Genomic DNA, 19,976 nt, shown 5'->3' on the forward strand with positions numbered 1-19,976 from the left:
CCATGACCGCACCCGCACCGCGCCTCAAGCTGGCGAGGTTCCGCGACCTGACGCTGGTGCCGGTGATCGTGCTCTTGCTGGTCGTGGGCGCGTTCGTGGATCCGGTGTTCCTCAGTCCGGGCAACCTCATCAACGTCCTGCAGCAGCAGTCGGCGCTCGCGCTGGTCGTGCTGGCCGAGGCGCTGATCCTGATCGCGGGCAAGTTCGACCTGTCGCTGGAGTCGACGGTCGGCATGGCGCCCGCGATCACCGTGCTGATGATCCCCGCCGCCTCCGGCGCCATGGGGTTGCTGGCGATCCCCATCTGCCTGCTCATCGGCGCGGCGATCGGCGCGTTCAACGGCTTCCTGATCCTGAAGTTCCAGCTGTCGGCGTTCGTCGTGACGCTGGCCATGCTGATCGTCGTGCACGGCCTGCACCTGGGGCTGACCGGCGGCAAGAGCCTGTTCGAGCTGCCCGACTCGCTGCTCTACCTGGGCAGCGCCTCCTGGCTCGGGCTGCCCGCGGCCATCTGGATCGCGGGCGTGCTGTTCGCCGCCGGCATCGTCGTGCTCGGCTACTTCCGCCTCGGCCGGGCCCTCTACGCCATCGGCGGCAACGCCGACGCCGCCCGCGCCGCGGGCATCAGGGTGGAGCGGGTGCTGTGGAGCGTGTTCATCATCGGCGGGGCGCTGGCGGCGCTCGCCGGGGTCCTGGAGACCGGCCGCCTGGGCGGCATCAGCGCCAACCAGGGCGTGGGGTGGATCTTCATGGTCTTCGCCGCCGCGGTCATCGGCGGCGTCAGCATGGACGGCGGCAAGGGCACGATCTTCGGCGCGCTCACCGGTGTCCTGGTGATCGGCCTGGTGGAGAACATCCTCACGCTGCGAGGCGTCCCGGGTGAGTGGAAGCAGCTCGTCTACGGCGTGATCATCCTGGTGGCGTTGATGATCAGCCGGGTGGCCGGAGGGAAGGCGCAGGACTGATGCAGCGACTGGCGTTGCGGACCCGGCTCAAGGCCGGCTGCGAGGAGATCTACGACAAGGAGCACGCCGCCATCCCGGCCGAGCTGGAGGCGGCCATGCGGGAACACGGCGTCTACTCCTGGCGGATCTGGCGCGACGGCCGCGACCTGTTCCACTTCGTGGAGGTCGAGGACTACGCCGCCCTCCAGGACGCGCTGCGGGACCACCCGGCCGACCAGGCGTGGCAGGCGAAGATGAACCGCCTGCTCGACGGCGACTTCGACAAGCGCGCGGGCGGACTCAAACTGGTCTGGGAGATGCGGTGAAGCCGGCGCGGCCGGTCCTGTCCAGGCTCGGGTTCGGCGGCGCGCCGATCGGCAACCTCTACACCGAGGTCAGCGACGACGACGCGCGCGCGGCCGTCGACGCCGCCTGGGACACCGGGACGCGCCTGTTCGACACCGCGCCGCATTACGGCCTCGGCCTGTCCGAGCGCCGTCTCGGCGCGGCGCTGGCCGGGCGCTCGGGCTACGTCCTGTCCACCAAGGTCGGCCGGCTGCTGGTGCCCGCCGAGCCCGCCCCCGACCCCGACGGCTTCGCCGTCACGACCGGCCTGCGCAGGCAGTGGGACTTCTCCGCGGCCGGCGTCCGCCGGTCGATCGAGGAGTCCCTGGTACGGCTCGGCCTGCCCGCCGTCGACCTGGCCCTCATCCACGACCCGGACGACCACGCCGAGCAGGCGCTCGACGAGGCCTACCCCGAGCTGGCCGCGATGCGCGACGAGGGTCTGGTGAAGGCGATCGGCGTCGGGACGAACCAGTGGGAGCTCCCGCTGCGCTTCGTCCAGGAGACCGACATCGACGTGGTCATGCTCGCGGGGCGCTACACGCTGCTCGACCGTACGGGCCTGCCGCTGCTGGAGGAGTGCGCCGCCCGCGGCGTCCAGGTGATCGCGGCCGGCGTCTTCAACAGCGGCCTGCTCGCCACCGACGAGCCGGGCGCCACGTTCAACTACGCGCCCGCGTCCGCCGAGCTGGTGGACCGGGCCTCGAAGATCGCCGGGATCTGCGCCCGGCACGGGGTCACGCTGCCGCAGGCGGCCATCGCCTTTCCGCTGCGGCATCCGGCGGTGGCCTCGATCGTGCTGGGCGCCAGGACCGCGGACGAGGTGCGCAGGAACGCCGCCCTCGCTGACCGTCCGGTGCCGGACGAGCTGTGGGAGGAACTCGGCTAGCTGTCCCCGACCGGGAACGTGGTGCCGGCCGGGTACATGCCGGTGAGCGCCCGGCCGCACGCCCGGGGCATGACGGTGAGCGCTCGGGTCAGCGCGGGGGGCGCATGCCGGTGAGCGCCGTGTCCACCAGGGCGCTCGCGTACTCGTGGGTGAGCGGGCCGCCGCGCTGCATCCAGCGGTTGAGCAGCGGCCCCCACAGCAGGTCGATGGCCAGGTCGAGATCGAGGTCGGCGGCGAGCTGCCCCGCCTCCTGGGCCGCCCGCAGCCGCTTCCGCTTGATCTCGCGCATCGGCAGGTCGAGCCGTTCGGCGTAGGCGGCGGCCAGCTCGGCGTCGTGGACGATCTCGGTGTTGAGCGCGCGCATCGGCTCGTCGTAGCGGGGATCGTTCAGCTCGTCGACGGTGGCGTGGAGGACCGTCTTGAGGTCCGCCGCCAGGTCGCCGGTGTCGGGCAGGGCCGCCTCGTCGCCCGGCCCCCCGCCCATGGCCGCGAGGAAGGCGTCGAAGAGCACGGCGCCCTTGGACGGCCACCACCGGTAGATGGTCTGCTTGCCGACGCCCGCCCGCGCGGCGATGCCCTCGATGCTGAGCCTGGCGTAGCCGACCTCGGTCACGAGCTCGAAGGCGGCGGTGAGGATGGCCTGCCGGGAGGTCTCGCTCCGTCGGGCCGCGTTCGCTGTCACGGGCAGCAGCTTACCTAAGACGAGACGGACCGTCTTGACATTCCACATCCAGGCCCCCATAGTTGTCGACGTAACACGAGACGAACCGTCTCGACTCGTACAGATCGGAGCCTCACCCATGCGTACCGCCGATACCGCCAGGACCTGGTTCATCACCGGCGCCAGCCGCGGTCTGGGCCGCGCGTTCACCGAGGCCGCGCTGGAGCGCGGCGACCAGGTGGTCGCCGTGGCCAGGAACGTCGAGCCGCTGCGCGAGCTGGAAGCCGCCCACCCGGGCGACCTGCTCGTCCTGCCCCTCGACGTCACCGACCGCGCCGCGGTGCTCGCCACCGTCGCGACCGCCCACGAGCATTTCGGCAGGCTCGACATCGTCGTCAACAACGCGGGCGCCATGTCCGCAGGCATGGTCGAGGAGTTCACCGAAGAGCAGGCCCGAGCGCAGATGGAGGTCAACTTCTTCGGCGCGCTGTGGGTCGGCCAGGCCGTCATGCCGTACCTGCGGGCCCGGCGGGCGGGGCACATCGTGCAGATCTCCAGCATCGCCGGGCTCGGCGGCTTCCCCACGACCGGCCTCTACAGCGCGAGCAAGTTCGCGCTGGAGGGCATGAGCGAGGCGCTGGCCATGGAGGCGGCCCAGTTCGGCGTCAAGCTCACGATCGTGCAGCCCGGCGGGTACTGGACCGACCTCTACACCAGCATGACCGCCACCACGCCGCTGCCGCCCTACGCCCCGCTACGGGCCGAGCTGGAGAAGCAGTGGGCCGAAGGGTCGATCGACAGCGAGCCGCGCCTGGCCGCCCAGGCCGTGCTCGCGCTGGTCGACAGCGACGAGCCGCCGCTGCGGCTGCTGCTCGGCAGCATGGTGTACGACCTGGCCTTCGACATCTCGCGGCAGCGGATGGACACCTGGGCCGGGTGGGAGCGGGTCAGCCGCGCCGCCGAGCACGCCGTCCCCGCTCCAGGCGCCTGAAGGAGCGACCGGCGTCCGCGGGCTCCGGGCGGGGCGCGTGTCCCGGCTGGTGCGTTCGCGGGCGCCGGGCCGGTGGCGTGTCCCGGTCGTTCCGGGAGTGGACGTCCGGGCCGGGCGCGTCCGCGCAGGCCTTCCGGCCGTCACGCCTCCGCCGGGACGAAGATCCACGCCTTGGACTCGCCCTCCTCGTAGGGCGAGTCGAGGCGCTTGGCGACCACGCCGGGCAGGCCCTGGTCGCGGGCGGCCTGCCGTACCGGCTGGGCCTGGCCGGGCCACGCGGGCGCGGTCTGCCACCTGGCGCCCGCGATCTCCAGCGCCTCCAGCGCCGCCCTGCGCGTCCGGTACGGCTCGCCGACCAGTGAACGGCCGGCGTCGTAGAGCAGGTCGTAGGCGACGAACACCTCCTCGCCCGCCAGGGAGACGATCTCGCCGTCGAGCACCGCCGTCCGGCTGCCGAGCCGTTCGGCCAGCGGCCTCAGCAGCGGCACGTCGGTGCGCCCGCCCTCGATCGGCACCAGCGTCCTGCGCCCGCCCCACGCGAACTCGAAGGCGTAGTCCTCGGCGTTCCGCGGCAGCCTGGCGCGCCGCACGGGCAGCATGGGCAGCATGGGGGCCAGATCGGGCAGCGGATCCCGCGACGGGGGATCCATGCGGTGGATCATCCAGTTCTTGCCGTTCGTCTGGAACAGCGCGAACCTGCCCTGCGCCCGCTCCCCGTGCAGCACCACCTTGACCTCGCGGTCCGACCACTTCTCCGTCTCGTAGGTGCCGCGGTCCCAGATCGTCATCGTGCCGCCGCCGTACTCGCCGCGCGGGATCTCCCCCTCGAACGTCGAGTACTCCATCGGGTGGTCCTCGGTGTGGACCGCCAGGTGGTTGACCGCCGGGTCCTCGGGCAGGCCCTTCGGTATCGCCCAGGAGGCGAGCACGCCGTCGCGCTCCAGCCGCAGATCCCAATGCAGCGACCGGGCGTGGTGCTCCTGGATGACGAACGTGTCGTCGCCGCCCGGCTCGGGTGCCCGCTCAGGTACCGGCTCAGGCGTCTTCGCCGGGTCTCTCATGTCGCGATACCGCTCCAGCTTGTCGGCCACGACGTGGTTCTACCCGCGGCGTTCGTACCTGGTGATCCACAGGCCGGAAATCACCTCGATGTCCTCGATCCTGGTGAACCCGAGCCGCTCGTAGAGGGTCCGCGCCGGGACGTTGCCGCGGCCGGTGGAGACGACGGTCGTCCGGCCGTCCGCCCGGTCGAGCAGCTCGGCGACCAGCGTCCTTCCGATGCCCTGCCGGTGAGCGCGCGGATCGACGACGAGACGGTCGATGTCGACCAGGTCGTCGGTCTCCGTCCACGCCACCGCGCCCACCAGCATGCCCTCGTCGTCGAAGGCGCCCCGCCACGCCAGCGGCGCGGCGATCAGGTCGTCGAGCGTCTCGCGCAGGGGCGGGATCCGGTCGTCGCCGATGAGCTCGGCCTCGACGGCGTAGGCGGCGTGCTGCAGGTCCAGCAGGGTCCTGTCCGGTTCGAGATCATCTATCCGCATCCGCCGAGTATCCCAGCCCACCGCAGCCGACCGCCTGGTCCGAGCACCGGGGCGCGCCGGGACGCGCGGGTCCGCGCGCCGTGGTGGTGCGCCGGGAGAGCGTGCCGGGTCATGCGGCCCGGTCCGTGCGTCGCGGCGGTGGGGTGGGGCGGGGTTGTCCGGCGGCTCAGATGGTGGCGATCGGTTCGGGGGCGGCGACCGTGCACGTCGGAGCCACCTCCGGCCGCATGCCCCTGACCTCGGCCATGAACAGCGGCGACGGCAGCACGTACGGCTCGGCCGCCGCCAGGTCCACCTGGTAGCCCATGTCCTCCAGCGCCGCGATGCTGGTCCTACTGATCGGGTTGCCGAGCTGCGAGACCCTGCTGGTCATCAGCTCCACCCCGAACACCGACTCGCGCCAGTGCCCGCCCACGCTGCCGGGCCCGCCGACGTTCTCCACCGGGACGGCATGCGGTCCGGCCGCGCCCAGCAGCACCCCGAACTCCCTGCTCGCGGCCGGGCCCACGAAGGTCGGGTCGGGACCGCCGAGACCCGTCGACAGCCCCAGCGTCTCCCAGATCGTGCCGAAGCCCAGCGCGTGACCCATCTCGTGCACGATCACGTCGTGCAGCAGCCCCGTCTGCTCCATCCGGTCCAGGTCGAAGGTGTCGAACCGCATGACGCCGACCGCCGGGAGCGCGCTGCCGGACCTGAGGAGCAGGGGACCCGCCTGGCCGAGGATGTTGCCCTGCTCGGTGCCGGGACCGTCGATCTTCGCGCCCTCCGCGAGGATCACCAGGTCGTCGATCCGCTCGCCCGCCGCGATGCCGGCGGGGAGGCCCTCCAGCTCGGGGATCCGGACGTCGGGGAGGTCGCCCACGATGACCCGCGCCCAGCGGTCGGCGGCGGCGGCGAACGCCGCCTTCTGCGTCTCGCTCAGCCCGCCCATGAACCGGACCTCGATCGTGTACGGCGACTCGGTGTTCGCCAGGGCCTTCGCTCGCCGTGCGTCGGCACGCGCCAGATGGATGTCCATCTCCACCATCTCCTTGCGGCTCCTTGAGGTGTCGTCCAGGGCGAGTGTGGGCGACAGGGGAGGCGTCGCGCCTGAGTACGCCCCTACTCATCCATACGGGCTTGACATCATGCTGCCCTGCGCTAATCTCTTCATTAGAGAAGATAATCAATCAAAGCAGAATCTTGATAGATGAAGCTAACTGGAAGGGGAGCGACATGACCCGCGACACCGCCATCGAGAGCGACACCGCCGCCGTTCGCGCGCTGCTGGAGCGGGCGCGGGAGGCCTGGGACCGCGGCGACGGCACCGCCTACGGCGCGCAGTTCACCGCCGACGCCACCGACGTGACCTTCGTCGGCAGCGTCTACCAGGGCGGCGCGGAGATCGGCCGGGCCCACCAGGTCCTGTTCGACAGCTTCCTCAAGGGCAGCCGCCTGGCGATGGAGATCATCGACATCCGCTTCTACGGCCCGGACACCGCCGTCGTCGTCAGCCGCGGCGACGTCTACAAGAGCAGGCCGAAGAAGCTCGGCAAGGTGCAGACCTACACCGTCGTTCGCGAGGCGGACGGCCAGTGGCGGATCGCGGCCATCCAGAAGACCAAGCGGCAGGGGCTCATGGAGGCGATCTCCTTCATGTTCCAGCCCGCGACCCGGCCCCGCAGCGCCTGACTTCCAGGGCGCACAGCGTCACCCGTCGCATGGTTTGCTTGTCTCGTGAACGAGTCGGAGATCTCCCGCTATCTGGACAGATTCGGTGCGACGCGGCCGGCCGAACCGGACGCGGCCGGCCTGCGTGCCCTTCAGCGCGCCCACCTGAGAGCGGTGCCGTTCGAGAACCTGAGCATCCATCTCGGCGAGCCGATCTCCCTCGACCCCGGCGCGCTCCACGACAAGATCGTCGCGCGCCATCGCGGCGGATTCTGTTACGAGCTGAACGGGTTGTTCGCCGAACTGCTGACCGCGCTCGGCTACCGGGTGACCCTGCTGGCCGCCAGGGCCTTCCAGGGTGAGCGGCTGGGGCCGCTGTTCGACCACCTGGCGATCCGCGTCGATCTCGACGAGCCCTGGCTGGTCGACGTCGGATTCGGCGACTTCGCCGACGAGCCGCTGCGGCTCGACGAGCGGGCCGAGCAGAAGGACGACGCGGGCGCCGTCCAGGTCGTCCCCGCACCCAGCGGGCACGGCGACCTCGACATCGTCCACAAGGGCGACCCGGCCTACCGGCTGACCGCCCGGCCGTACGAACTGGCGGACTTCGGCCCGACCTGCTGGTGGCAAACCACCTCTCCCCAGTCGCACTTCACCAGGTCACCGGTCTGCTCCCTCCGCACCGCCGAAGGCCGGACCACGATCAGCGGCCGCAAGCTCATCCGGACGGTGAACGGCGAGCGCACCGAGCAGGTGCTGCAGGAGAGCGACCTCCGCGCCGCCTACCTCGACCACTTCGGGATCGCTCTCGACCGGCTCCCGTCCACGGGAACCGCGGCCACGGCGCCGTAGCCGGACAGGTGCGGCAGGGCCGGCTCCCGGTCGGAGTCGGCAATAGGGCCGCTCCACGGCACCTGGCCTCTCGCGGGGAGGGGGAGCAGGGGGCCGCCTGCCGTACGGTCCCCGGCGTGCGCGGCACCGGTCGCGCCGTGTCCCCGCCCGGCGGCGGTGAAAGTCGGCGGGCACCTCAACCTTTCGCCCGGTGGGTCGCGTTGGGTACCGGCGAGAGGAGATCACAGTGGATCGTCACGACGGCTTCGACGAGTTCGTGCAAAGCCGCCAGCAGGCGCTGATGCGGACCGCGTACCTGCTCACGGGAGACGCGCACCTCGCCGAGGGCCTGTTGCAGAGTGTGCTGATCAAGGTCGTGGGGCACTGGCGGAAGCTGTCCAGGGACGGCAATCCCGAGGCGCCGCCGTCAGAGGGCCTTCTGCAGCCAGGACTCCACCCCTGCCACGTGGACGACCGCCCACGACCGCGCCACCTCCGCCTGCCGCGACGCGATCGCCTCGTAGATCGCGATGTGCTGTTCCCGCGTCTTCTCCAGGGCGCCCTCCTGGGTGAGGCCGCGCCAGATGCGCGCCCTGGTGGTCGGGCCCGAGAGGCTCTCGATGAACGAGCACAGCACGGCGTTGCCCGACCCCTGGGCGATGCGCTGGTGGAAGGTGAGGTCGTTGGCCACCAGCTCCTCGATCGTCGGCTCGGGCGGCAGCGAGTCGAGCACCGCCTTCAGCTCGGCGATGTCCTCGTCGCTCATCGTGAGCGCGGCCATCGCGGTGGCGGCGGGTTCGAGGATGCGGCGCACCTCGAAGAACTGGATCACCGTGTCGTCGCGGTGCAGGTCGAGGACGAACGACATCGTGTCGAGCAGCAGCCGGGGTTCGAGGCTGGTGACGTAGGTGCCGTCGCCCTGCCGGACGTCGAGGACGTTGATGAGCGCCAGTGCCCGTACGGCTTCGCGCAGCGAGTTGCGTGACAGGCCGAGGCGTTCGGCCAGGTCGGCCTCCTTGGGCAGCCTGTCGCCCGGGGAGAGCTCGCCCGAGAGGATCATCTGCTTGATCTTGTCGATCGCCGCGTCGGTGACCGCCACGTATTCCCCCTAGACATCGGATGTCTAGGAGTGTACGGCCACGAACCGGACGGGATCGACCTCGGGGAGCCGCCGGATCAGGCCGCGGGCCTCCAGGGCGCGGAGGTGGGCGGCGGCCTCTCCCGCCGCCATGGCGCGGAGCGCGGGCGGGAGGTCGCCCCACGGGCGGTTCCAGGTCATGCGGGCGGCGATCTCCCAGATGGTGAGGGGCTCGCCGGCCAGGGTGGCCAGCGAGGCGAGCTTGTCCTCGTGGTGGGAGCGGATCTCGGCGGCGCGCGCCGCCGCGTCGGGGAAGGGCCACTCGTGGGCGGGGAGCGCCTCGGTACGGCCCAGCGCGGCGACCCGGTCGAGCGAGGACAGGAAATCCGCCAACGGATCTACATCGTCCCGGTCGTAGGGATAAATGCCGACGTGAGGAGTGATGTCGGGAAGGATGTGGTCGCCGGTGAACAGCCGGTCGGCGTCCTCCAGGTGGAGGCACAGGTGGCCGGGGGTGTGGCCGGGCGTGTGGATGGCTCGCAGGACACGGCCCGGCACGTTCAGCAGGTCGCCGTCGCGCACCGCCAGGTCGGGCTCGGCGGGCGGCTCCGGCCGTCCCTCACCGGCAGGAGGCAGCTCGGTCGCGCCCGCGCCCGCCCGCCGCAGCATCTCGGACTGGAAGGCGTGGTGCTCGTCCTCGCCGAGGTCGCGCATGAGCTTCACCAGGCGCGCGTCGGCCTCGTGCATCGCGATCCACGCGCCCGACTCCTCGCGCACGCGTCCGGCCAGCCCCGCGTGGTCCGGGTGGAAGTGGGTGACGACCACGCCGCGCACGTCCCGCACGTCGACGCCCACGGCCGCCAGGCCCGCGCGCAGCGCCTGCCACGCGTCGTGATGGTTCCACCCCGCGTCCACCAGCACTGGGCCGCCGGGCGTGTCGATCGCGTAGACGAGCGTGTAGCCCAGCGGGTTGCCGGGGATGGGTACCGGCACGCTGCTCACCCCGCCGCCGAGGTCCCGGGGCCGCTGGTCGGCGTACGCCCGGCGGCGCGTCGGCCTCCCGGCCCGCTCCGGCGTGGCGCCGGAGGGCTCCAGCGTCGGCCTCCCGGCCCGCTCCTGTGTGGCTTCGGAGTCCCGCGTCGGCCTCCCGGCCCCCTCCCGCGTGGCGTCGGAGGACTCCCGCGTCGCCTCTCTCGGGGGCTCGCCCCCGCTTCGCCGTACGGTCATGCGACGCGTTCCAGGATGGTGGCCGTGGCGAGCGCGCCGCCCGCGCACATGGTCACGAGGGCGGTCGACAGGTCGGCCCTCTCCAGTTCGTGCAGCGCCGAGGTCACCAGCCGGGCCCCGGTCGCCCCGACGGGGTGGCCGAGCGCGATGGCCCCGCCGTTGACGTTCACCCGGTCCATGTCGGGCTCGTGCACGGACGCCCAGGACAGAACGACCGCCGCGAACGCCTCGTTCACCTCGAACCTGTCGATGTCGCCCATGGCCATCCCGGCCCTGCCGAGCACCGCCGCCGTGGCGTCCACGGGGCCGTCCAGGTGGTAGTGCGGCTCGGCGCCGACCAGCGTCTGGGCGAGGATGCGGGCGCGTGGGCGCAGGCCGTGCCGCCGGGCCGCCTGCTCGCTCATCAGGAGCACCGCCGCCGCCCCATCGGACACCTGGGAGGAGGTGCCTGCGGTGTGCAGCCCGTTCTCGCCGAGCACCGGCTTCAGCGCCGCGAGTCCCTCCGTGGTCGTCTCGCGCAACCCCTGGTCCCTGGAGACCTCGCCCACCGGGACGATCTCCCTGGCGTACCTGCCGTCCGCCCACGCCTTGGCCGCGAGCCGCTGCGACCGGGCGCCGAACCAGTCGAGCCGCTCCCTGGTCAGCCCCCGCCTGCGGGCGATGCGCTCGGCCGCCGTGAACTGGTCGGGCAGGTCGATCGCCCAGTCGTCGGGCTTCGGCTTGGCGGGTAACACGTTGCTGCCGAGCGGCGCCCTGCTCATCACCTCGACCCCGCAGGCCACGCCCGCCTCGATCACCCCCGCCTGGATCAGCGCGGCGACCAGGTGCACGGCCTGCTGGGACGATCCGCACTGCGCGTCGATCGTGGTGACCCCGGCCTGGTACGGCAGGCCCGCGTACAGCCAGGCGTGCCGTCCGACGTGGCCGCCCTGCTCGCCCGCCTGCGTGACGCACCCGGCGAACACCTGCTCGACCAGGCGCGGGTCGATCCCCGCCCGGTCGACGAGGCCGTTGAGCGCCGCCGCGAGCACCTGGAGGGGCTTGCGCTCCGACAGCCATCCGTTCCGCTTGCCGATCGGTGTCCTGACGGCCTCGACGATCACCGGTGCGCTCATAGCTGCCTCCAGAATGATGCTCTGGAGGCAAAATGTAACGCGTTCTACTTTGCCGTGGAAGGCCTGATTTCCAGCACGATCTTCCCGACCGTCCTGCCGGTCTCGCCGAGCTCGTGCGCCTTGGCCGCCTCGGCCAGGGGGAACACGGCCGCGATCTCCGCCCGCAGCCGCCCCGCCTCCACCAGTGCCGCGATGGCCTTCATCGCCGCATGGTCCGGCTCGACCAGCACGTCGACCGCCCGCACGCCGCGCGCCTGCGCCTTGGCGGAAAGCTCGTCGTCCCGGCGCGACAGCACCAGCGACACCAGCGTGCCCCCGGGCCTGAGCGTCTCCAGCGAGCGCGGCCCGTAGTCGCCGCCGATCGTGTCGAGCACCACGTCGACGTCCTTCACCGCCGTGGCGAAGTCCTCGCTCCGGTAGTCGACCAGCTCGTCGGCGCCCAGCGAGCGGAGGAAATCGTGCTTGGCCGCGCTCGCCGTACCGATGACGTGGGCGCCGCGCGCCTTGGCGATCTGGACGGCCAGGTGGCCGACGCCGCCCGCGGCGGCGTGGACGAGCACCCGCCGGCCGGCCCGCACGCCCGCGGCGTCGACCAGCGCCTGCCATGCCGTCAGCGCGGCCAGCGGCAGCGCACCCGCCTGGACGTGGTCGACGCCGGCGGGCTTGCGGGCGAAGGTCCTGGACGGCGCGGTGACGTACTCGGCGAACGCGCCGTGCCCTGAGGGGTAGCGCAGCATGCCGAAGACCTCGTCGCCGGGCTGGTAGAGGGACACGCCGACGCCGACCGCCTCGACCACGCCGGAGACGTCCCAGCCGAGCACGAACGGCGGCCCGCCCAGAAAGCCGCCGCTCGCCCGGTGTTTCCAGTCGGTCGGGTTGAGCCCGGCCGCGTGCACCCTGACCAGTACCTCGGTCGGTCCCGGCGCCGGCACGGGAAGGTCGATCTCCTTGAGTACCTCTGGTCCGCCCAGAACATCCTGACTGATGGCTCTCATGTGGTACACCCTGCCCGAGGTGCCGGAAACGGGCCAGTGGCCCGATGGTCGAGGCCCTGTCCGGCGGAGCACGCCTGATGGCCCCGGCCGTCGCTTCGGCCGGGGCCGAAGCGATCCGGTCCTACGGTCGACGCCATGAACATCACGGACATGGCCACCGGGCATGTGACGATCACGCCGAGCATCCTGTACTTCGGGACGCCGGTCGTGCTGCTCTCCACCGAGAACGAGGACGGCTCGGCCAACCTCGCCCCGATCTCCTCGGCGTGGGCGCTCGGTCAGGTGGTCGTCATGGGCCTCGGCGTCGAGGGGCACACGGGGCGCAACCTCGCCGACCGGAGCGAGCTGGTGATCAACCTGCCGGAGCCGGGGCAGTGGGCCGCGGTGGAGCGGCTCGCCCCGCTGACCGGGTGCGACCCGGTGCCGGACACCAAGCGGGGCAGCTTCCGCTTCGAGCAGGACAAGTTCGCGGCCGCGGGGCTCAGGCCCGAGCCCTCCGACCTGGTCCGGCCGCCCAGGGTCGCCGGATGTCCCCTCCAGCTGGAGGCTCGTGCCGTCAGGGTCAGGCCCGACCTGTCGGGCGACTTCCTCATCGTGGAGGCCGACGTGCTCAAGGTCCACGCCGACCCGCGCATCGTCGTGCCGGGCACGCAGCACGTCGACCCGGCCCGGTGGAGCCCGCTGATCTACAACTTCCGGCACTACTTCGGGCTCGGCCACGAGCTCGGCCACAGCTTCCGTTCCCAGACCCCGCGTCGCGGCCCCGGATCGCCCGCGTGAGCGAGGTCAGAGGCCGGACAGCAGGCGGGTGGCGGCGATCTCGATGCGGCGCTGGATCTGCTCGTACGTGCGCCGCCCGCGCAGCATCTCCAGGAGTTCCTGCACCCACACGCTCGACAGCAGCCCGGTCAGGATCAGGTCGTCCTCGGCGGTCTGCTCGCCGCCGGCCACCCGCAGCAGCAGCCCGGCCATCCGGTCGCCGAACGGGGTGTCGACCTCGGCCATGATCAGGGATCGGATGAGGGCGTCGGCCAGCTCCGGCTCGCGCATCAGCCCGCGCGTGGCCCTCATGAGCACGTCGACCGCCCGCCCCGCGGCCGTCGGAGCGTTCGGCGGGCGCCGCTCGATGCTGCTCTCCAGCAGGTCGATCTCCTCGCCGACGACCGCGACGACCAGGTCCATCTTGGAGGGGAAGTAGCGGTAGAGGGTGCCGAGGGCGACCCCTGCGCGTTCGGCGACCGTGCGCATCTGCATGGCCTCGACGCCGCCGCGCGAGGCCAGGGCGGCCGCGGCCTGGACGATGCGCTTGCGGCGCTGGTGCTGGCTTCTGGTGCGGACACCGGCGGCGGGCTGGTCCTCCTTGCCGGGAGGCGTGGGGAGAGTCGCATGCGGAGGGCGCATGAGAACACGTTATCCGATGTCCGTGTCGTCCCGCTTGTTACTCGCGAGTCACAAGGAAGCGCATGTCTGCCGCATGTCCCAGGAGACGGGGGATCGCGCATCGGGGGCGGGCACTGGACAGATATTAGAATCTGTTCTAGTTTGTGGCGCGGTTGACCGAGCGCTTGCTGGGAGGCGGGATGACCGCGGACACCCTCGCCGGCTTACTCGCGCGCAGAGCCGCCGACGACCGTCCAGGCCTGCTGTTCGAGGACGCCATCTGGACGTGGCGGGAGGTCGTCGCGGCCTGCCGGGCCCGGGCGGCGGCACTGGCGGGGGCCGGGCACGTGGGCGTGCTCTGCGACAACGTGCCCGAGCTCGTCTTCCTCATCGGCGCCGCCGCGCTGGGCGGCCCCGTGGTCGTCGCGCTCAACACCACGAGGTCCGCCGACGAGCTGGCCAGGGACGCCCGCGCCACCGATGTGGGCCTCCTGCTGTGGGACCCGCCGTACGGCCCGACCGCCGCCTCCCTCGGCCTGCCCGCCTTCCCCCTCGCCGACCTCGCGCACTCCGCTCCGCCGCGGCCGCCCGCCGGGGTGACGAGGCAGGACGGCACGGACGGCTCGCCCGGCTCGCCCGGCGAGCTGGTGATGCTGATCTTCACCTCGGGCACCTCGGGCGCCCCCAGGGCGGTGCGGATCACCCAGCGGAAGATCGCCGTCCCCGGCCTCAGCCTCGGCGCGATGCTCACCCCCGACGATGTCGTCTACTGCTCGATGCCGCTCTTCCACTCCGGGGCGCTCATGGCCGCCTTCGCCCCCGCCGTGGCCTCGGGCGCCGCGCTGGCCGTCCGCAGGAGGTTCTCCGCCTCGAACCTGCTGCCGGACGTCCGCCGCCACGGCTGCACCTACCTGCACTACGTCGGCAAGGCGCTCTCCTACGTCCTGGCCACGCCCCGGCGGCCGGACGACGCCGACAACCCGCTGCGCATCGCGTTCGGCAACGAGGGCAGCGCGACCGCCGTCCGCCGCTTCGGCGAGCGTTTCGGCTGCCACGTGATCGACGCGTTCGGCTCGACGGAGAGCGCCGTGTCGATCTCGCCAGACCCCTCCGGCCCTCCCGGATCGCTCGGCCGGCTCCCCGACGGCGTCGAGATCAGGAACCCGCTGACCGGCGAGCGCTGCGCCCCCGCGACCATCGAGGACGGCCGGCCCACCAACCCCGACGAGGCGATCGGCGAGCTGGTCAACGTGGCGGGCCTCGGCTTGTTCGACGGCTACTACAACGACCCGGTCGCCGACGCCGAGCGGATCAGGCAAGGCGCCTACTGGTCGGGCGACCTGGCCTACGCCGACGCGCACGGCTACGTCTTCTTCGCGGGCAGGGGGACCGAGCGGCTGCGCGTGGACGGCGAGAACCTGGCCGTGGCGCCCATCGAGGCCGCGCTGCGCGAGTTCGACGGGGTGGTGGAGGCCGCGGTGTATCCGGTCCCCGACGCCGCGGCGGGCGACCAGGTGATGGCGGCGCTCGTGCTCGACCGGCCGTTCGACCCGGCCGCCTTCGCGGCCTTCGCCGCCGGGCTGGGCGCCAAGGCCGTACCCCGGTACGTCCGCCTGTGCCGGGAACTGCCGCAGACGCCGTCGCACAAGGTCGTCAAGCGCGTCCTGGCCGGCGAAGCCTGGCGCACCGCCGACCCCGTCTGGTGGCGTCCCCCCGCCAGGGGCACGACGGGTTTCCTGAGGCTGACAGGGGAGGACATCAGCGTGATCGAGGACGAGTTCGCCCGGCACGGCCGTACGCACCTACTGGAGAGCTGAGTGGATTTCACCCTGGACGAGACCCAACAGGACCTGCGCACCCTCACCGCCGACCTGCTGGCGAAGGACCCGAGCTGGTCGGCCATGGAACGGGCCGGACTGGCCGCCATCTGCACCCCCGAGGAGGGCCTCGGCGCGGTGGAGATGGCCGTCGTCCTGCGCGAGGTGGGCGCGGCGGCGGCCGACGTGCCCGCGCTGCCAGTCCTCGCCGCCACCCTCGCCATGGCCGCGTACGGCAGGCAGGTCGACGGCCTGCCCACCGTCGCGGTCAAGGGCATGAGCGCCCCCTACGCGCAGCAGGCCACGCACGCCCTCTACGCCACCGGCGAGGGCCTGTTCCTCACCGACGACTTCCAGGTCGTCCCCGAGTTCACCGCCACGGGCGAGCCGTCCGGCACGATCGTTCCCGGCCGCAGCGAGAAGCTCGCCGACCCGGGGCACGACCTGCGGAAGATCGTCACGGTCGCCGTCGCGGCCCAGGCGAGCGGCGTCCTGGCCGGAGCGCTCAAGCTCACCACCGACCACATCAAGAACCGCCGGCAGTTCGGCCGCCCGCTGGCCGAGTTCCAGGCCGTCACCATGCAGATCGCCGACGTGTACATCGCCTCGCGCGCCCTCGACGTCGCGATGTGGTCGGCCGCGTGGGGCATGGACGGCGACGACGCGGCCATCGCGGGCTTCCACGTCTGCGAGGCGTTCCGGGCGCTGTTCACCTGTCAGCACCTGCACGGCGGCCTCGGCCTCGACGTCACCTACCCCCTGCACCGCTACTTCGGCCACGCCAAGCACCTGTCGCACCTGCTCGGCGGCGCCGACGCCCAGCTCGACCTGATCGGAGCGCACCTCTGATGCTGATCGACCTGACCCCTGAGCAGCGCAGGCTCCGCGACGAGCTGCGCGAGTACTTCCAGGCCTGCCTCACCGCCGAGGACCGCAAGAAGATCGCCGAGGACCCGTTCGGCCACGCCTACATGGACCACTGCCGCCGGCTCGGCAGGGACGGCAAGCTCGGTCTCGGCTGGCCCAAGGAGTACGGCGGAGCCGGCTACGGCCCGCTGGAGCAGCAGATCTTCGCCAACGAGATCGCCAGGGCCGCCGTGCCGTACCCGATCATCACGCTGCAGACCGTCGGCCCCACCCTCATGCAGTACGGCACGCCGAAGCAGAAGGACTTCTTCCTGCCGCGCATCCTCGCCGGCGAGTGCCACTTCGCCATCGGCTACAGCGAGCCCGAGGCGGGCACCGACCTGGCCGCGCTGCGCACGACCGCGGTGAAGGACGGCGACCACTACGTCGTCAACGGGCAGAAGATCTTCACCAGCGGCGCGCACTACGCCCAGTACATCTGGATGGCCGCGCGCACCAACCCCGACGCGAAGAAGCACAAGGGCATCACGATGATGATCGTGGACTGCGCCGACCCGGGCTACTCGTGGACGCCGATCATCACCATGGACGGCCGCCACCACACCAACGCCACCTACTACCAGGACGTCAAGGTCCCCGAGGACATGGTGGTCGGCGAGGTCGACAGGGGCTGGGACCTGATCGTCAACCAGCTCAACCATGAGCGGGTCACGCTCGGCCCCGCGGGCAACCTGGCCCAGACCTACGACCGTTTCCTGGCGTGGGCCCGCGCCAAGGACCTGCTCGACGTCCAGGACGTGCGGCGCGCGGTCGCCAGGATCCACGCCTACTACCGCACGAACGAGCTGCTCAACTGGCAGGTCGCGGCGAACATGGACCTCGGCTGGCTGGGCGCGCCCGACGCCTCCGCCACCAAGATCTACGGCTCCGAGCGGATGCAGGAGATCGGCAGGATCGTCTGCGACGTCCTGGCCAGGTACGGCGACCCGGCCGACCCCGAGACCGCCCACCTCATGGAACGGGTGGACCACGGCGTGAAGGGCGCGGTCGTGCTCACCTTCGGCGGCGGCGTGAACGAGGTGCAGCGCGAGCTGATCGCCATGCTGGGGCTGTCGCTGCCGAGGCCGCCGCGATGATCGGCCACGAGGAGCTCATGGAGCTCGCGAGCAAGCAGATCGCGCTCGGCGAGGTGGACGGCACGCCCGCGCCGGACCCCGTCAACGAGCCGATGATCAGGCACTGGCTCGCCGCGATGGGCGACACCAACCCCGTCTACCTGGCCGACGGGCTGGCGCCGCCCGCGATGGCGCAGGTGTGGACGATGCAGGGGCTCGGCCCCCGCCAGTCGTCACCGGTCGACCAGATCATCACCGCGCTCGACGACGCCGGATACACCGGGGTGGTCGCCACCAACTGCGAGCACACCTACCACCGCTACCTGCGGCTGGGGGAGCGGGTCAGCGCCGCCACCCGCTTCACCGAGCTGAAGGGCCCCAAGACAACGGCACTCGGCGAGGGCTACTTCGCCACCTGGAACGTCACCTGGTACTCGGAGGACGAGGCGGTCGCCGAGATGCTCTTCCGGGTCCTCAAGTTCCGGCCCAAGCCCAGGCGGAAGCCGTATCCGCTGAGGCCGGCCATCAACCAGGACACCGCCTTCTTCTGGGAGGGCGTCAAACAGGGCGAGCTGCGCATCCAGCGCTGCGGCGACTGCGGCGAGCTCAGGCACCCGCCGGGGCCGCTGTGCCCGTCGTGCCGGTCGGCCAACCGCGACCACGTGGTGGCCGGCGGGGAGGGCACCGTCTACAGCTTCGTCGTGCACCACCACCCGCCCGTCCCGGGAAGGGAGGCGCCCTTTGTGGTGGCTGTGGTGGAGCTGCCGGAAGGGGTGAGGATTGTGGGCAACATCGTGGACTGTCCGGTTGAAGACGTGGGTATCGGTATGGAGTTGCGTGTGACCTACGTCTCTATAGACGCTGAACTGACCCTTCCTCTGTGGGCACCGCGGGAGCCGTGATGCGTACGCTGACCGAAGGACAGGCCGAGATCGGATCGGTGCTCCCCGAGCTGTCGATCGACCTCACCCCCACCCTGATCGTCTCCACGGCGCTGGCGACCATGGACTACACCCCCGTCCACCACGACGTCGAGGGCGCCCGCGCCCAGGGCTCCAAGGACATCTTCCTCAACATCCTCACCACGATGGGGCTGGTCGAGCGGTACGTCACCGACTGGGTCGGCCCCGAGGCGGTCATCAAGCGCATCAACGTCAAGCTCGGCGTGCCCGCCTACGCCGGCGACCGGCTGTCGTTCAGCGGCGCCGTCGTCGACGTCGAGGACGGCGAGTACACGGTCGAGGTCCGCGGCAAGGTAAGCCTCGGCGACCACGCCACCGCCACCGTCGCCTTCCGGCTGGCCGACTCCGGTACGGCACGGCCGCGGGAGGGCGCGTGAACTCGCGGGCGGCGATCGCCGGCATCGGGGCCACGGAGTTCAGCAAGGAGTCGGGGCGGTCGGAGTTACGGCTGGCCGCCGAGGCCGTGCTCGCGGCGCTCGACGACGCGGGGCTGACGCCGTCCGACGTGGACGGGCTGGTCACCTACACGCAGGACACCAACCAGGAGATCGCCGTCGCCCGCGAGGTAGGCATCGGCGACCTGACCTTCTTCTCGCGCGTCCACTACGGCGGCGGCGCGGCGTGCGGCACCGTCATGCACGCGGCGATGGCGGTCGCGACGGGCGCGGCCGAGACCGTGGTCTGCTACCGCGCCTTCAACGAGCGCTCGGGACGCAGGTTCGGGCAGCCCGACGCCAGGGTGGGCGGCGAGCCGTCCTCCCAGGGGCTCGAGATGAGCTGGCACGTGCCGTACGGGCTGATGACGCCGGCGGCGTGGGTGGCGATGTTCGCGCGCAGGTACATGCACGTCTTCGGGGCAACCTCCGAGGACTTCGGCAGGGTGGCGGTGGCGATGCGCCGGCACGCGGCCACCAATCCCGCGGCGTGGTTCCACGGCAGGCCGATCACGCTGGAGGAGCACCAGGCGTCGCGGTGGATCGTGGAGCCGCTGCACCTGCTGGACTGCTGCCAGGAGAGCGACGGCGGGGTCGCGGTCGTCGTGACGTCGGCCGAGCGGGCGCGCGACCTGCGGCGCTCGCCCGTGGTGATCGCCGCGGCGGCGCAGGGCTCCGGCGCGGGCCAGATGATGATGACCAGCTACTACCGCGACGACATGACCGGCCTGCCCGAGATGTCAGTCGTCGGCCGGAAGCTGTGGGAGATGTCCGGCCTGTCGCCCGCGGACATCCAGACGGCGATCCTCTACGACCACTTCACCCCGTTCGTCCTCAACCAGCTGGAGGAGCTCGGCTTCTGCGGCAGGGGAGAGGCCAAGGACTACGTGAAGGACGGCGGCATCGAGCTCGGCGGCCGCCTGCCGGTCAACCCGCACGGCGGCCAGCTCGGCGAGGCCTACATCCACGGCATGAACGGCATCGCCGAGGCCGTCCGCCAGATCAGGGGCACCTCGGTGAACCAGGTGCCGGGCGCGGCCAACGTCCTGGTCACGGCCGGGACCGGCGTGCCGACCAGCGGTCTGGTCCTCACCGCGGACCGCTGAGCAGGGACCGATGAGCAGGGACCGATGA

23 protein-coding genes are annotated in these 19,976 nt (G+C 71.7%); 13 read left to right on the forward strand and 10 right to left on the reverse strand.

Translation table 11 applies throughout. From position 1 onward, the window contains the following. Positions 1-2: 2 nt before the first annotated feature. The 3 genes from ACWENQ_RS39345 to ACWENQ_RS39355 are packed head-to-tail and all read left to right on the forward strand — an operon-like array spanning position 3 to position 2,178. Positions 3-965: an ABC transporter permease gene (locus ACWENQ_RS39345; RefSeq protein WP_452418804.1), complete on the forward strand. Its 963-nt coding sequence runs from the start codon at positions 3-5 to the stop codon at positions 963-965. Continuing rightward, the gene (locus tag ACWENQ_RS39350) at positions 965-1,270 is read left to right on the forward strand and encodes an L-rhamnose mutarotase (RefSeq protein ID WP_452418805.1); all 306 of its coding nucleotides are present in this window, start codon (positions 965-967) and stop codon (positions 1,268-1,270) included. Before ACWENQ_RS39345 ends, ACWENQ_RS39350 begins: the two co-directional genes overlap by 1 nt. Continuing rightward, positions 1,267-2,178: an aldo/keto reductase gene (locus ACWENQ_RS39355; protein WP_452418807.1), complete on the forward strand. Its 912-nt coding sequence runs from the start codon at positions 1,267-1,269 to the stop codon at positions 2,176-2,178. The genes ACWENQ_RS39350 and ACWENQ_RS39355 overlap by 4 nt, the downstream gene beginning before the upstream one ends. Positions 2,179-2,266: 88 nt before the next feature. Here ACWENQ_RS39355 and ACWENQ_RS39360 read toward each other — a convergent pair whose 3' ends face one another. Beyond that, positions 2,267-2,860, reverse strand: coding sequence for a TetR/AcrR family transcriptional regulator (locus ACWENQ_RS39360; protein WP_449928469.1), 594 nt, complete (start codon positions 2,858-2,860; stop codon positions 2,267-2,269). Between the two features lie 118 nt (positions 2,861-2,978). Between ACWENQ_RS39360 and ACWENQ_RS39365 the strand changes: the two genes are divergently transcribed. Further along, entirely contained in the window at positions 2,979-3,830 is an 852-nt protein-coding gene (locus ACWENQ_RS39365) for an SDR family oxidoreductase (RefSeq protein WP_452418809.1), read from the forward strand. Positions 3,831-3,970: 140 nt separating this feature from the next. Here ACWENQ_RS39365 and ACWENQ_RS39370 read toward each other — a convergent pair whose 3' ends face one another. The 3 genes from ACWENQ_RS39370 to ACWENQ_RS39380 all read right to left on the reverse strand — a co-directional run bounded on the left by ACWENQ_RS39370 (position 3,971) and on the right by ACWENQ_RS39380 (position 6,389). Further along, entirely contained in the window at positions 3,971-4,921 is a 951-nt protein-coding gene (locus tag ACWENQ_RS39370) for a DNA polymerase ligase N-terminal domain-containing protein (RefSeq protein WP_452418810.1), read from the reverse strand. 9 nt (positions 4,922-4,930) lie between these two features. Next, the gene (locus ACWENQ_RS39375; RefSeq protein WP_452418812.1) at positions 4,931-5,371 is read right to left on the reverse strand and encodes a GNAT family N-acetyltransferase; all 441 of its coding nucleotides are present in this window, start codon (positions 5,369-5,371) and stop codon (positions 4,931-4,933) included. A gap of 166 nt (positions 5,372-5,537) precedes the next feature. Beyond that, positions 5,538-6,389: a leishmanolysin-related zinc metalloendopeptidase gene (locus ACWENQ_RS39380; RefSeq protein ID WP_452418814.1), complete on the reverse strand. Its 852-nt coding sequence runs from the start codon at positions 6,387-6,389 to the stop codon at positions 5,538-5,540. A gap of 197 nt (positions 6,390-6,586) precedes the next feature. Here ACWENQ_RS39380 and ACWENQ_RS39385 point away from each other — a divergent pair, with 197 nt between their 5' ends. Both ACWENQ_RS39385 and ACWENQ_RS39390 read left to right on the forward strand, forming a co-directional pair. Then, positions 6,587-7,042, forward strand: a complete 456-nt coding sequence (locus ACWENQ_RS39385; protein ID WP_452418816.1) for an SgcJ/EcaC family oxidoreductase — start codon at positions 6,587-6,589, stop codon at positions 7,040-7,042. A 45-nt stretch (positions 7,043-7,087) separates the two neighbouring features. After that, on the forward strand, positions 7,088-7,873 hold the full coding sequence (locus ACWENQ_RS39390; RefSeq protein WP_452418817.1) for an arylamine N-acetyltransferase family protein: 786 nt from the start codon (positions 7,088-7,090) through the stop codon (positions 7,871-7,873). A 175-nt stretch (positions 7,874-8,048) separates the two neighbouring features. On the opposite strand, the gene ACWENQ_RS39395 is transcribed toward ACWENQ_RS39390, so the two are convergent. The 5 genes from ACWENQ_RS39395 to ACWENQ_RS39415 all read right to left on the reverse strand — a co-directional run bounded on the left by ACWENQ_RS39395 (position 8,049) and on the right by ACWENQ_RS39415 (position 12,267). Beyond that, a complete protein-coding gene (locus tag ACWENQ_RS39395) occupies positions 8,049-8,237 on the reverse strand; it encodes a hypothetical protein (RefSeq protein WP_452418819.1) in 189 nt (62 codons plus the stop codon). 42 nt (positions 8,238-8,279) lie between these two features. After that, on the reverse strand, positions 8,280-8,951 hold the full coding sequence (locus ACWENQ_RS39400) for a FadR/GntR family transcriptional regulator (RefSeq protein ID WP_449928475.1): 672 nt from the start codon (positions 8,949-8,951) through the stop codon (positions 8,280-8,282). Between the two features lie 24 nt (positions 8,952-8,975). Further along, positions 8,976-9,923 (reverse strand): MBL fold metallo-hydrolase, encoded by a 948-nt coding sequence (locus tag ACWENQ_RS39405; protein ID WP_452418820.1) that lies wholly within the window; start codon positions 9,921-9,923, stop codon positions 8,976-8,978. Positions 9,924-10,153: 230 nt separating this feature from the next. Beyond that, entirely contained in the window at positions 10,154-11,272 is a 1,119-nt protein-coding gene (locus ACWENQ_RS39410; protein ID WP_449928477.1) for a steroid 3-ketoacyl-CoA thiolase, read from the reverse strand. A gap of 44 nt (positions 11,273-11,316) precedes the next feature. Next, positions 11,317-12,267 carry an NADP-dependent oxidoreductase gene (locus ACWENQ_RS39415; protein ID WP_452418822.1) on the reverse strand — a complete coding sequence of 317 codons (951 nt, stop codon included), beginning with the start codon at positions 12,265-12,267 and terminating at the stop codon, positions 11,317-11,319. Between the two features lie 135 nt (positions 12,268-12,402). Between ACWENQ_RS39415 and ACWENQ_RS39420 the strand changes: the two genes are divergently transcribed. Next, entirely contained in the window at positions 12,403-13,047 is a 645-nt protein-coding gene (locus ACWENQ_RS39420; protein WP_354909917.1) for a flavin reductase family protein, read from the forward strand. 6 nt (positions 13,048-13,053) lie between these two features. Here the strand turns inward: ACWENQ_RS39420 and ACWENQ_RS39425 are convergent, their stop codons facing one another. Next, positions 13,054-13,668, reverse strand: coding sequence for a TetR family transcriptional regulator (locus tag ACWENQ_RS39425; RefSeq protein ID WP_449928480.1), 615 nt, complete (start codon positions 13,666-13,668; stop codon positions 13,054-13,056). Between the two features lie 179 nt (positions 13,669-13,847). Between ACWENQ_RS39425 and ACWENQ_RS39430 the strand changes: the two genes are divergently transcribed. From ACWENQ_RS39430 to ACWENQ_RS39455, 6 genes are read left to right on the forward strand one after another with little or no spacing between them, the layout of a single operon-like run. Next, on the forward strand, positions 13,848-15,464 hold the full coding sequence (locus tag ACWENQ_RS39430) for an AMP-binding protein (RefSeq protein ID WP_452418824.1): 1,617 nt from the start codon (positions 13,848-13,850) through the stop codon (positions 15,462-15,464). After that, positions 15,465-16,313 carry an acyl-CoA dehydrogenase family protein gene (locus tag ACWENQ_RS39435; RefSeq protein ID WP_452418826.1) on the forward strand — a complete coding sequence of 283 codons (849 nt, stop codon included), beginning with the start codon at positions 15,465-15,467 and terminating at the stop codon, positions 16,311-16,313. Next, positions 16,313-17,467: an acyl-CoA dehydrogenase family protein gene (locus tag ACWENQ_RS39440; RefSeq protein WP_354909907.1), complete on the forward strand. Its 1,155-nt coding sequence runs from the start codon at positions 16,313-16,315 to the stop codon at positions 17,465-17,467. The genes ACWENQ_RS39435 and ACWENQ_RS39440 overlap by 1 nt, the downstream gene beginning before the upstream one ends. After that, positions 17,464-18,348 carry a bifunctional MaoC family dehydratase N-terminal/OB-fold nucleic acid binding domain-containing protein gene (locus ACWENQ_RS39445; protein ID WP_452418827.1) on the forward strand — a complete coding sequence of 295 codons (885 nt, stop codon included), beginning with the start codon at positions 17,464-17,466 and terminating at the stop codon, positions 18,346-18,348. Before ACWENQ_RS39440 ends, ACWENQ_RS39445 begins: the two co-directional genes overlap by 4 nt. Then, positions 18,348-18,785: a MaoC family dehydratase gene (locus ACWENQ_RS39450; protein WP_354909902.1), complete on the forward strand. Its 438-nt coding sequence runs from the start codon at positions 18,348-18,350 to the stop codon at positions 18,783-18,785. The genes ACWENQ_RS39445 and ACWENQ_RS39450 overlap by 1 nt, the downstream gene beginning before the upstream one ends. Continuing rightward, a complete protein-coding gene (locus ACWENQ_RS39455; protein WP_449928485.1) occupies positions 18,782-19,948 on the forward strand; it encodes a lipid-transfer protein in 1,167 nt (388 codons plus the stop codon). Before ACWENQ_RS39450 ends, ACWENQ_RS39455 begins: the two co-directional genes overlap by 4 nt. Positions 19,949-19,976 lie beyond the last annotated feature (28 nt).

Source organism: Nonomuraea sp. NPDC004354, assembly GCF_053602555.1.

Coding starts and splice junctions, on each gene's coding strand:
- ACWENQ_RS39365 (WP_452418809.1), top strand. CDS start 2,979: ATGCGTACCGCCGATACCGCCAGGACCTGGTTCATCACCGGCGCCAGC.
- ACWENQ_RS39375 (WP_452418812.1), bottom strand. CDS start 5,371: ATGCGGATAGATGATCTCGAACCGGACAGGACCCTGCTGGACCTGCAG.
- ACWENQ_RS39420 (WP_354909917.1), top strand. CDS start 12,403: ATGAACATCACGGACATGGCCACCGGGCATGTGACGATCACGCCGAGC.
- ACWENQ_RS39415 (WP_452418822.1), bottom strand. CDS start 12,267: ATGAGAGCCATCAGTCAGGATGTTCTGGGCGGACCAGAGGTACTCAAG.
- ACWENQ_RS39380 (WP_452418814.1), bottom strand. CDS start 6,389: ATGGACATCCATCTGGCGCGTGCCGACGCACGGCGAGCGAAGGCCCTG.
- ACWENQ_RS39345 (WP_452418804.1), top strand. CDS start 3: ATGACCGCACCCGCACCGCGCCTCAAGCTGGCGAGGTTCCGCGACCTG.
- ACWENQ_RS39385 (WP_452418816.1), top strand. CDS start 6,587: ATGACCCGCGACACCGCCATCGAGAGCGACACCGCCGCCGTTCGCGCG.
- ACWENQ_RS39350 (WP_452418805.1), top strand. CDS start 965: ATGCAGCGACTGGCGTTGCGGACCCGGCTCAAGGCCGGCTGCGAGGAG.
- ACWENQ_RS39410 (WP_449928477.1), bottom strand. CDS start 11,272: ATGAGCGCACCGGTGATCGTCGAGGCCGTCAGGACACCGATCGGCAAG.
- ACWENQ_RS39445 (WP_452418827.1), top strand. CDS start 17,464: ATGATCGGCCACGAGGAGCTCATGGAGCTCGCGAGCAAGCAGATCGCG.
- ACWENQ_RS39430 (WP_452418824.1), top strand. CDS start 13,848: ATGACCGCGGACACCCTCGCCGGCTTACTCGCGCGCAGAGCCGCCGAC.
- ACWENQ_RS39425 (WP_449928480.1), bottom strand. CDS start 13,668: ATGCGCCCTCCGCATGCGACTCTCCCCACGCCTCCCGGCAAGGAGGAC.
- ACWENQ_RS39450 (WP_354909902.1), top strand. CDS start 18,348: ATGCGTACGCTGACCGAAGGACAGGCCGAGATCGGATCGGTGCTCCCC.
- ACWENQ_RS39440 (WP_354909907.1), top strand. CDS start 16,313: ATGCTGATCGACCTGACCCCTGAGCAGCGCAGGCTCCGCGACGAGCTG.